7 protein-coding genes and 1 pseudogene are annotated in these 10,294 nt (G+C 67.7%); 5 read left to right on the top strand and 3 right to left on the bottom strand.

The window, feature by feature from the left end:
- Window positions 1-265: pseudogene (locus FCU40_RS21420) on the bottom strand (ATPase); the annotation flags it as partial.
- A 147-nt stretch (window positions 266-412) separates the two neighbouring features.
- Window positions 413-3,025 carry an aminopeptidase N gene (gene pepN / locus FCU40_RS21415; RefSeq protein ID WP_168077730.1) on the bottom strand — a complete coding sequence of 871 codons (2,613 nt, stop codon included), beginning with the start codon at window positions 3,023-3,025 and terminating at the stop codon, window positions 413-415.
- A gap of 104 nt (window positions 3,026-3,129) precedes the next feature.
- Here pepN and FCU40_RS21410 point away from each other — a divergent pair, with 104 nt between their 5' ends.
- Complete coding sequence (locus FCU40_RS21410; RefSeq protein WP_168077728.1) at window positions 3,130-4,008, top strand: type II CAAX endopeptidase family protein; 879 nt, start codon at window positions 3,130-3,132, stop codon at window positions 4,006-4,008.
- Here the strand turns inward: FCU40_RS21410 and FCU40_RS21405 are convergent.
- Window positions 4,005-4,553: a hypothetical protein gene (locus tag FCU40_RS21405; protein WP_168077726.1), complete on the bottom strand. Its 549-nt coding sequence runs from the start codon at window positions 4,551-4,553 to the stop codon at window positions 4,005-4,007. The genes FCU40_RS21410 and FCU40_RS21405 overlap by 4 nt on opposite strands.
- Window positions 4,554-4,699: 146 nt before the next feature.
- On the opposite strand from FCU40_RS21405, the gene FCU40_RS21400 reads away from it, so the two are divergent.
- The 4 genes from FCU40_RS21400 to FCU40_RS21385 all read left to right on the top strand — a co-directional run.
- A complete protein-coding gene (locus FCU40_RS21400; RefSeq protein ID WP_168077732.1) occupies window positions 4,700-5,815 on the top strand; it encodes an acyl-CoA dehydrogenase family protein in 1,116 nt (371 codons plus the stop codon).
- A gap of 14 nt (window positions 5,816-5,829) precedes the next feature.
- Window positions 5,830-7,053: an acyl-CoA dehydrogenase family protein gene (locus tag FCU40_RS21395; RefSeq protein WP_168077724.1), complete on the top strand. Its 1,224-nt coding sequence runs from the start codon at window positions 5,830-5,832 to the stop codon at window positions 7,051-7,053.
- A 273-nt stretch (window positions 7,054-7,326) separates the two neighbouring features.
- Window positions 7,327-8,943: a tetratricopeptide repeat protein gene (locus FCU40_RS21390; RefSeq protein ID WP_168077722.1), complete on the top strand. Its 1,617-nt coding sequence runs from the start codon at window positions 7,327-7,329 to the stop codon at window positions 8,941-8,943.
- The coding region (locus FCU40_RS21385; RefSeq protein WP_168077721.1) for a hypothetical protein at window positions 8,943-10,294 on the top strand (1,352 nt) is incomplete at its 3' end. The genes FCU40_RS21390 and FCU40_RS21385, both read left to right, overlap by 1 nt.

Below are 10,294 nucleotides of genomic sequence, written 5' to 3'. Positions count from 1 at the left end.
ATAGCCCCGCGCGCTGGGCGGCCAGATTGGCCTCCACGCGGCCGGCGACCAATTGCGCCTTGGCCGCCAGAGGCGCGCCGCCCGGCCGCGCCTGGGCTTCGTTCTCCAGGCGCTTGACGCCGAACGCGGTGTAGACGGCCAGCAACAGCAGCGCGGCCAGGATGGCGATGCGGACGAAGGTTTGGGACGGCGGGCGCAGGGCCTTGGCGCGCGAGCCTGCGGGCGCGGCTGGTCCGGCGTTCGCCAGCCCCCCGAGTCTCGCGATGCCCCTTTTCAAACCCAACGGCTCCGTGGTTCCCCCGGCGAGTCACTTCGCCGAATAGGGTAAACTATCGTACCGCCGTTAGCCGCGTCACCGCCGAACCGCCGATTTCCACGCGGATGAGCCCATGTGTCGCAAGAGATCCACCGATTATCCGCCGCGCGGATCGTCCTGATCCAACGCCTTGGCCACCAATTCCAGGACATTCCGGGAAAGCCCCGGATGGGCCTTGATGCGTTCCAGTTGCTCGCGCATCCGTTGGCCCAACTCCGGCTTGTAGCGTCGCCAGCCGCCTAGCGGGTCGACGAGGCGCGCGGCGGTGGTCGGGTTGAAGGCGTCCACGGCCAGGATCTGATCCGCCAGGAACCGGTAGCCCGCGCCGCTGGGGTCGTGGAACCGCGCCGGATTGAAGTTGGCGAAGGTCGCGACCAAGGCGCGCAGACGGTTCGGGTTGGTCGGCTCGAAGTCCGGATACGAGGTCAGGGCGATCACCCGTTCCAGCGCATCCTCGTTCGGGTCGCGGCCTTGTACGGCGAACCACTTGTCCAGAACCAGAGGCTCCGCCCGCCAGGCGAAGTGGAAATTGGCCAGGGCCTTTTCCCGCGCGACGCCGCCGATGCTGACCAGCGGATAAAGGGCGCCAATCATGTCGGTCATGTTCCGCGAGGCCTCGAAGTGGCCGACGATCCGCATCAGGTTGTCGTCGCGCGGATCGGCCGCCAGGATCTCGATACAGGCGTTTCGCAGAGCGCGGCGACCGGCGGCCTCGGCGCTGGCGGAGAATTCGCCCTCGCTCTGCATCTCGCCGTGCAGGCGCCGCAGGAGGTCTCCGAGATGCACGGCGATGCGGGTCCGCAGGGCGTCGCGGGCCTCGTGCAAGGCCGCCGGATCGGCGGGGTCGGACATCAAGGCCAGGTCCGGTTCGGACGGCAAGGCCAGCAGCAGCGCCTTGAAGGCCGGCTCCGCGGCGTCGTCGACCAGGGCGCGGCCTAGGGCGTCGGCATAGCGCTCCTCGCCCACCTCGTCCGGCGTTCCGGCGGCGCGGGCCAGGATCAGGTCGCGCGCCAGGGTCTGGCCGGCCTCCCAGCGGTTGAAGAGATCCGGATCGGCGGCGAACAGCACGTAGCGGTCCGAGGCCCGGGCGTCTGTCGTCAGGTTCACCGGAGCCGAGAAGCCGCGCAGCGCGGACAGCACCGGGGCGCTGGTCACGCCCTCCCAGCGCACGGTCTGGCGGGCCTGGTCGAGCAGCACGATCTCGGTGTCACGCAGCACCTCGCCCTCCGCCGACAGAAGCCCGATCGCCACGGGGATGGGCAAGGGCTTCTTGTTCGGCTGGCCGGGCGTGGGCGCGGTCGACTGGGTCAGGGTCAGGGTCAGGGCCTTCGCCGCGGCGTCATAGTCGGTGTCGATGGTCACCGACGGCGTGCCGGCCTGCTCGTACCAGTCGAAGAACGCGGTCAGGTCTCGGCCGGAGGCCTCGGCGAAACACGCGATGAAGGCTTCGACCGTGGTGGCCTGGCCGTCGTGGCGGTCGAAATAGAGATCGCTGCCTTTCCGGAACGCCGCGTCGCCCAGGATCGTCTTCAGCATCCGGATGATTTCCGCGCCCTTCTCATAGATGGTCGCGGTGTAGAAGTTGTCGATCTTCAGATAGCTGGACGGGCGCACGGGGTGGGCGAGGGGGCCGGCGTCCTCGGCGAATTGCCGCGCGCGCAACGCTCGGACGTCCTTGATGCGCTGCACGGCCGCGCCACGCTGATCGGCGCTGAAGCTTTGGTCGCGGAAGACCGTGAAGCCTTCCTTCAGGCACAGCTGGAACCAGTCGCGGCAAGTGATGCGGTTGCCGGTCCAGTTGTGGAAATACTCGTGGGCGACGACCGCCTCGATCCGCTCGTAGTCCAGGTCGGTGGCGGTTTCGGGGTCGGCCAGCAGCAGGGCGCTGTTGAAGATGTTGAGCCCCTTGTTCTCCATCGCCCCGAAATTGAAGTCGCGGACGGCCACGATCGCGAAGAGATCGAGGTCGTATTCGCGGCCGAACGTGTCCTCGTCCCACTTCATCGCGCGCTTCAGGCTGTCGAGGGCGTAGGCCGCGCGCGAGGCCTGGCCGGGGTCGACCAGGATGCGCAGCGCCACTTCGCGGCCGCTCATCGTGATGAACTTGTCGGCCAGGACGTCGAGGTCGCCGGCGACCAGGGCGAACAGATAGCAGGGCTTGGGGAAGGGATCGGTCCATTCCAGGAAGTGGCGGGTTTCCCCAACCTGACCGAACGCGCCGGGATTGCCGTTGCTCAACAGGTGCGGAAACTTGCGATCGGCTTCGATCCGAACGGTGTAGCGCGACAGCACGTCCGGGCGATCGGGGAAGTAGGTGATGGTGCGGAAGCCCTCGGCCTCGCACTGGGTGCAGAAGCGCCCGCCCGACATGTACAGGCCGGTCAGGGCCTTGTTCGACGACGGATCGATCTCGACCTCGGTCGTCAGAACGAACCGGTCGGGGACTTCGGCGATCGTCAGGTGTTCGGCGTCGACAACGAACTGGTTGGCGCCCAAGGCCTGGCCGTCGATGGCGATCGACAGCAGTTTCAGCCGTTCGCCGTCCAGCACCAGGGGCTCGGTCGCGTCGCCGACGCGGCGGATGGCCAGCTCGGCCGTCACCTTCGTCGCCGTCGGGTGCAGGTCGAAGACGAGCCGGGTCGTCTCGATGGCGAAGGGGAATGGGCGATAATCGGCCAGACGAACGGGCTGGGGGGTGTCGGTGCGCATCCGTCCTACTTAATGCGGTCGGCGAGCCTCCGCGAGGGGACGCTTGACGGCCAGGGGCGAATTAGGGGTTGCTCCGACATCGACGAGGGGCAGGGGAGGCGAACTTGGCCACGGACATCGGCGGACTCGACATCGGCGATCGGCGCTTTCTGCATCCTGGACCGCTGCGCTGGCTGCGGTCGGTCGGCTGGATGGTGTTGCTGTTCCTGGTCTTCACCGGGATCTATGGCGGCGTCCAGTTCCTGCCGAAATCGACGCCGCTGGACGCGCTGAAGGTGCTGGCGGCGTGCGTGGCCGGGTTCGCCGTCTACGCCGGCGCCGTAAGACTGGCCGAGGGGCGCTGGCCGCCGGAGCTGAAGCTTTCCGACGCGCCGCTGGATCTGCTGGTCGGCGGGGCGGTGGGAGCGCTGATCATGGCGCTGGTGATCGCCGCGCTGTGCCTGATCGGGGTCTATCGGATAAGCGGTCCGCACGGAGGCTCGCCCTGGCAGATGCTGAACATCGCCATCCAGTCGGGGATGATGGAGGAGCTGGTCTTCCGCGCGATCCTGATGCGGCTGCTGATGCGCGCGTTCGGCGTCTGGCCCGCCCTGATCGCTCAGGCGGCGCTGTTCGGCGCGGCGCATCTCGCCAATCCGGGCGCGACCGTGGTGTCTTCGGTCGCGATCATGATCGAGGCTGGCTTTCTGCTGGCGGCCTTCTACTTGCTCAGCAACCGGCTCTGGATGTCCGTCGGCCTGCACGCGGCATGGAACTTCACCCAGGGCTGGCTTTGGGGCGCGTCGGTTTCGGGCACGCCGCGCACGCCCAGTCTCTTCATTTCCGAGCCCAAGCCCGGCGCGCCGGAGTTCCTGAGCGGCGGGGCCTTTGGTCCGGAAGCGTCGCTGCCCTGCATGATCGTCGGCACGCTGGTGGCGGCGCTCGTCCTTTGGATGGCGTGGAAGAAGGGCAATTTCAAAGCCCGACCGGACGCGACCGTTTAGGTTCCGGGCGCGGCCGCGGGCATTTCCTGCAGATAGCGCTCGATCGCCACGATCTTCTGGGCCAGGGCGGTCAGGGCCGGCGGCGCGTCCTCGGGATGGTCGGCCACCAGGGTCAGCACCTCGCGGGCGATGGCGTGCAGGCGCGGCGCGCTGGCGATCAGTCGCGCCTGATATTCCATCTTGTAGGGATCGCGGTCGTACTCGGCCCCCGGCGTGCGCCAGCCGCCCCAGTCATTGGCGTCGGTGACCACCACCGGATAGGTGCCGGGATGGGGATGGTGGGCGCAGTCGCCCTCCTGCTGCCACTTGTTGCGGGCGCGCAGCACGCGCCAGTTCGACAGGGCGTCGCCTTCCCGTCCGTCGGCCTTGTCCTCGGCCTTCAGCTCGGCCGCCTGGAATTCGCGGCCCAGGCCCACGTCGTAGGTGACGCGCACCGGCTCGTCGAAGCCCTTGGCCCAGATGGGCACGATCTTCTCGATCGTCGCCCAGCAGCCGATGCTCTCGACCCACACCCTTTGGTTCTTCTGGAAGACGGTCTTGGCCATGCCGCTAGGTAACGTCCGACTGCGTGTGAAGGGCGTATAAGAACCTGAAATTCTTGACGCCGGGTCAATCTTTCCCTTCGCGTGAACGTCGTTCAGTGTGCTTTCGAAAGCGCCGCGCCAAAGAGCGTGGCCCAGGGAGGATGCTCGTGGATTTCGACTATTCGGACGACCAGAAATTCCTGAAGGACGAGGCTAGAAAGTTCCTCGCCGCCCATTGCGACGTCGGCGTCGTCCGGGGCGTGCTGGACGACGCCGGCCGCTCGTATGACGCGGCGCTATGGAAGGGCGTGGCCGAGCAGGGGTGGCTGGGGGCCTGCATCCCCGAGCAATATAACGGCCTGGGCCTGGGGCGCGTCGAGCTGTGCGCCATCGCCGAGGAGCTGGGCCGCGCCGTCGCGCCGATCCCGTTCGCGTCCACCGTCTACTGCCTGGCCGAGGGAATCCTGGCCTTCGGGTCCGAAGCCCAGAAGGCCGCCGTCCTGCCGCGTATCGCCGCCGGCGACCTGATCGGCGCCCTGGCGACCTCGGAAGGTCCTGGCGTGGTCGGGCCGGCCACGCTGCAATGCCGGGTCGAGGGCGGCAAGCTGACGGGAACCAAGATCCCCGTCACCGATGGCGACGTGGCCGACATGGCCTTGGTCCTGGCCAGCGAAGGCGGGCGTCCCGGCCTGTTCCTGGTCGATCTGACCGGCGCGGGGGTCAAGCGCGAGACGCTGAAGAGTCTGGATCCCACCCGGGGCGTGGCCAAGATCGTTTTCGACGGCGCCGCCGCCGAGCGGGTTGGCGAGGCTGGGGCGGGCTTCGACATCGTCCAGGCGATCCTGGACCGGGCCGCCGTTCTGCTGGCCTTCGAACAGCTGGGCGGCGCCGACCGCTGCCTGGAGATGGCCAAGGACTACGCGCTGGGGCGTTACGCCTTCGGCCGCGTCATCGCCGGCTATCAGGCGATCAAGCACAAGCTGGCCGACATGTACGTCAAGAACGAGGTGGCCCGCTCCAACGCCTACTATGGCGCCTGGGCCCTGAACGACGACGCGCCCGAGCTGCCGATCGCCGCCTCGGCCGCCCGCATCGCCGCGTCGGAGGCCTTCTGGTTCGCCAGCAAGGAGAACATCCAGGTGCACGGCGGCATGGGCTTCACCTGGGACGTCGATTGTCACCTCTATTATCGCCGCTCGCGGCAGCTCAGCCTGGTGGCCGGCGCGCCCCGGGTCTGGAAGGAACGGCTGGTCAGCCAGCTGGAACAGAAGAACGCGGCCTAAGGGAGAACATCATCATGGATTTCAACGACTCCCCCGAAGAAGCCGCCTATCGTGAGAAGGCTCGCGCCTGGCTCGCCGAGAACGCCGCCGCGCACCGCGCCAAGTGGGGCGACGTCAAGCCGAATACGCCCGAGCACATGGCTGCGGGCAAGGACTGGCAGGCGACCAAGGCCGCCGCCGGCTATGCCTGCATCACCTGGCCCGCGGCCATCGGCGGGGGCGGCGGCACGCCGATCCAGTCGGTGATCTTCGGCCAGGAAGAGGGCAAGGCCGGGCTCGGCTACGGCTATTTCACCATCGGCCTGGGCATGTGCGTGCCCACGGTCATGGCCTTCGCCAATGACGAGACCAAGAAGCGCTTCGTCTCCCCCGCCGTGAAGGGCGAGGAGATCTGGTGTCAGCTGTTCTCCGAACCCGCCGGCGGCTCGGACGTGGCCGCGCTGCGCACCCGCGCCGTGAAGGATGGTGACGAGTGGGTGATCAATGGCCAGAAGGTCTGGACCACCGGCGCCCACTACTGCGACTACGGCATTCTCCTGACCCGGACCGATCCCGATGTGCCCAAGCACAAGGGTCTGACCATGTTCTGGATCGACATGAAGGACCCGGCCGTCGAATGCCGGCCGATCCACCAGATGTCGGGCGGGCGCGAGTTCAACGAGGTCTATTTCACCGACCTGCGGGTCAAGGACAGCCAGCGGCTGGGCGAGGTCGGGCAGGGGTGGCAGGTCGCCCTGGTCACGCTGATGAACGAGCGTCTGGCCGTCGGCGGTTCCAGCGGCCCCAACTATCGCGATGTCATGAAGCTGGCCCGCGAGCTGGCCGGCCCGGCCGGACCCTCGATCAAGGACCAGTCGTTCCGCGAGAAGCTGGCCGACTGGTACGTCCAGTCCGAGGGGCTGAAGTTCACTCGGTTCCGCACCATGACGGCTCTGTCGCGCGGCCAGACGCCGGGACCGGAGAGCTCAATCGGCAAGATCATCTCGGCCAACCAGATGCAGGACATGGCCAACAACGCCGTCGAGATGGAAGACCAGTACGGAATCCTGTCCGATCCCGACACGGCCGCCGCGGAGGGCGCTTTCCAGCAGAGCCTGATGTGGGCGCCGGGCCTGCGCATCGCCGGCGGCACGGACGAGATCCTCAAGAACATCATCGCCGAACGGGTCCTGGGCCTGCCCGGCGATGTGCGCGTCGACAAGGACGTTCCGTTCAAGGATATGCCGACGGGACGCTGATTCCGCCGGATCCTTTTTGAACTTTGGCGTGACAGGACCCGACGGTGGATAAGATCTTCCGTCGGGTTCCCGACCTTGGCCGCAAACTAAGTGGGACTTGGGCCCGGCGCGAACGGCGGCCAAAGTCATTGAAATTCCCCTGACAGGCGAGTCGCTTTTCTTGTCGTGAAGTCTTCACCGGTCGATGGAGGCGGCGACCTTGACAGTGTCCGATCCGGGGCACATGAGAGATCGTTGTTTTATGGTTAACGGCTGGCGACTGAAGGGGGATTCATGCGCGAGGCCGGCGACGCGATCGCGCGCCTTCTTAGGCTCCGCGACGCGGCTGGGGCAGTCTATGCGAACCGCGCGGCGCTGTTGCGCCGCGCGCCCGTGGGCGCGGTCGTCGCCGCGGTCGTGATTCCCCTCGTCGGTTGCGACACCGGCCCGAGTTTCTGGTTCCACAAGCGCGCCAGCGCCTGTCCCCGACCGCAGGCGGCCCAGGGCGCCTCGGGTCAATTCAACCAGCAGCAGCAAGAGATTCGCGCCCTGCGCCAGGGCGGGTTCCGGGGGGACTTCTTCGCCCAGCTGGAGCTGGCCCGACGCTATGAAGGCCAGCGCGCGGCCGACAAGAATATCGAGGATCCGGTCGAGTCGGCCGTCTGGTACGCCGTGGCCCTGGCCAACGCGAACGGCTACACGCCGATCTCGGCCTACGAGCGCCGGGGCGCCGAATCGAAGGCTCTCTCGCGCTTCGACGACTGCCGCGCCTTCGAGCGCCGAACCGCCTATTTCGCCCTGGACCGCCTGCTGTCGCGCATGTCGACCGAGGAACAGGAGAAGGTCCGCGGTCGCGTGATCTACATCCTGTCGACCCAGGGGGCCGACGGCTTCCGCACCCTGGCGCGGATCCACGACGGCAATTTCGGACCGTTCGGCGAGCCCTCCGACAACCTCCAGGCCATCGAGGCCTACGGCAAGCCCAGCCAGCGGGGCGCGCCGGCGGCGTTGGACCTGTTCAAGCGCAACGACGTCGACGCCTATCTCTACAACTATCTGGCGGTGCAGACCGGCGACGTTTCGGCCTACGTCATGCTCAAGGATTTCGAGCGCTCCTCGCCGGCCCGGGCCTCCTATGGCTCGTTCGTCGAGAGCAAGGCCAAGCGCTGGATTCCGCCCTACGAGTTCTATCCGCCGGACTCGCCGGAGTCGGGCGTGCCGCATTCCGACGAGTCGGACCTGTCGGGCGAGGCGCGCGACACGGCTCTCGCCCGGCTGAACGAGCTGCCGTTCATCCACATCGGCGAGGCCCTGGCCTATCTGCGCGTGATCCCCAAGCCCGTGGCGGACGAGCGGCTGCTGACGGTCAACGACGCCCAGACCTTCGAGGGCATGATCGGTCGCCCCAACACCGGCCGCCTGTCGCCGATCGAGAAGGTGCGGGCGATCCAGTACGCGGCGGTCAATGGCTCGTCCAAGGCCCAGCTGGTGCTGGCCGTGATGTACGCCGAGGGCGTCGGCGTCCCCCGCGACTACGCCCGCGCCTATCACTGGTTCGAGGAGGCCGAAAAGCAGGGCTCGGCCGAGGCCAAGTACGCCATGTCGACCTACTTCTCGCTGGGCCTGCAAGGCGTGGCCGACCAGGATCGCGCCAAGGCGGTGGTCTACCAGATCGACGGCGCCCTGGCTGGCTTCAAGCCGTCGGTCGGACGCCTGCAACAGCTGCTGGCCCAGATCTCGCGTCCCGTCCGCGCGCCGGGCGAGCGCCTGCCGCCGCGTCCGTATCTCAACGGCGACTACGACCGCGGACCCTCACGGCCGGACGATTACCGTCGGGACGGCGGCCTGGCCGGACCGGCGCCGGGCCAAGATCGCGGCGGGGGCCGCCCCTATAACGAAGGGAACTACTGATGCGCCGCCTCGGCAGCTTCCTGGCGCTTTGGGCCGTCCTGATCCTGGGCCTGGCGTCGGCCGCGCCCGACAGCGCCGCCGCCTCGCCCGACGCCAAGGTCGACCAGCAGATCCGCCCGTGCTTTGGTCTTCTGCTCCAGCCCAATCTCTCGCAGGGATGCAAGGTCAACTACGCCAAGCGTCGTCCCTGCGCGCGCGGCTACTACCGCGTGCGCGGCCGCTGCGTGGTGGGCCGTTATGGCTACAACTACGGCTATGGCTACGGTTACAGCGACCAGGGGTATGGCGGCAGCGGCTATGGCTACGGCGGCTATGTCTCGCGCGAGATCAATTGCGACTACGCCTATCCGGGCCAGGTCTCGGCCACGATCGCCCGGCTTTATGACGGCGACACCCTGACCCTGACTTCGACCAACGGCGGGGCCTGTGTCGAGTCGCTGAACATCACCAAGGCGGTGACGATCGTCGCGCGCAACTATTCGCCCAGCCGTAATCGGCCGATCCTGATCGCGCCGCCCGATCAGCCCTGCATTCGCATCGCCTCGGGCGTGCAGTACGTGGTGCTGCAGGGCCTGGGCATCGAGGCTGGCCGCGCTGGATCCGCCTCGTGCATCGTCGGCCGCGCCACCGAGATCGCCTTGCAGAACGTCACGGTTCGCTATGACGGCGACGCCTCGGCCTTCGACGTTGGTGACAGCCGCATCGAGCTGGCTGGCGCGGTCTTCATCGGCCGCACCCGCTCGGCGGTGGTCAAGGCCGCCGGCACGATCATGGCTTCGGACGTCGAGATCGCCGCCACCGCCATCGGCGGCGCCTTCGAGACCTCGAACGACAGCCGGCTGAAGGACATCCGCATCGTCCGCCTGGGCGACTGGACCGGCTCGTCGCGCACCCGCAACTCGGCCGGCTTCGTGATCAGCGGCATGAACCGCCAGCAGCTGGTCAGCCTGGACGGCCTCTATGTCGACGGCTTCTCGCGCGGGATCTATATCGGCGGCGGCGACGAGACGGTGCTGATCCGCCCCGTGGTGCGCGACAGCGACTGGGCCGTCACGGTCGAGAACGCCAACCTGCGCATCAACGACGGTGAGCTGGAGGCCGTGGACGTGGGTCTCTATGTCGCCTCGGGCATCGCCTATGCTGGCAATAACAAGATCGTCGGCGTCATGCGCTCGGGCATCTATGCCGACGCCGGCGGCCAGATCCGGGCGGTCGACAACCGCATCTACGCCCGCCCCGAGGGCTGTAAGGCCCTGGTCAGCGGCTTCTTCGACGGCGAGCTGACCTGCCGTCCGTGGTTCGAGGCGCCGGAGCTGTACCGCACGCCGCGCGACCGCGCCCGCCTGGACTA

This window comes from Caulobacter sp. SSI4214 (assembly GCF_012184455.1).
Taxonomy (GTDB): Bacteria; Pseudomonadota; Alphaproteobacteria; order Caulobacterales; family Caulobacteraceae; genus Caulobacter; species Caulobacter vibrioides_E.
Note: the sequence above shows the minus strand (reverse complement) of the source record. Positions and strands in the feature narration are given on the sequence as shown.

Excerpts from the sequence above, each read along its gene's own strand:
- pepN (WP_168077730.1), bottom strand. The coding sequence starts at position 3,025 with ATGCGCACCGACACCCCCCAGCCCGTTCGTCTGGCCGATTATCGCCCA.
- FCU40_RS21405 (WP_168077726.1), bottom strand. The coding sequence starts at position 4,553 with ATGGCCAAGACCGTCTTCCAGAAGAACCAAAGGGTGTGGGTCGAGAGC.
- FCU40_RS21395 (WP_168077724.1), top strand. The coding sequence starts at position 5,830 with ATGGATTTCAACGACTCCCCCGAAGAAGCCGCCTATCGTGAGAAGGCT.
- FCU40_RS21390 (WP_168077722.1), top strand. The coding sequence starts at position 7,327 with ATGCGCGAGGCCGGCGACGCGATCGCGCGCCTTCTTAGGCTCCGCGAC.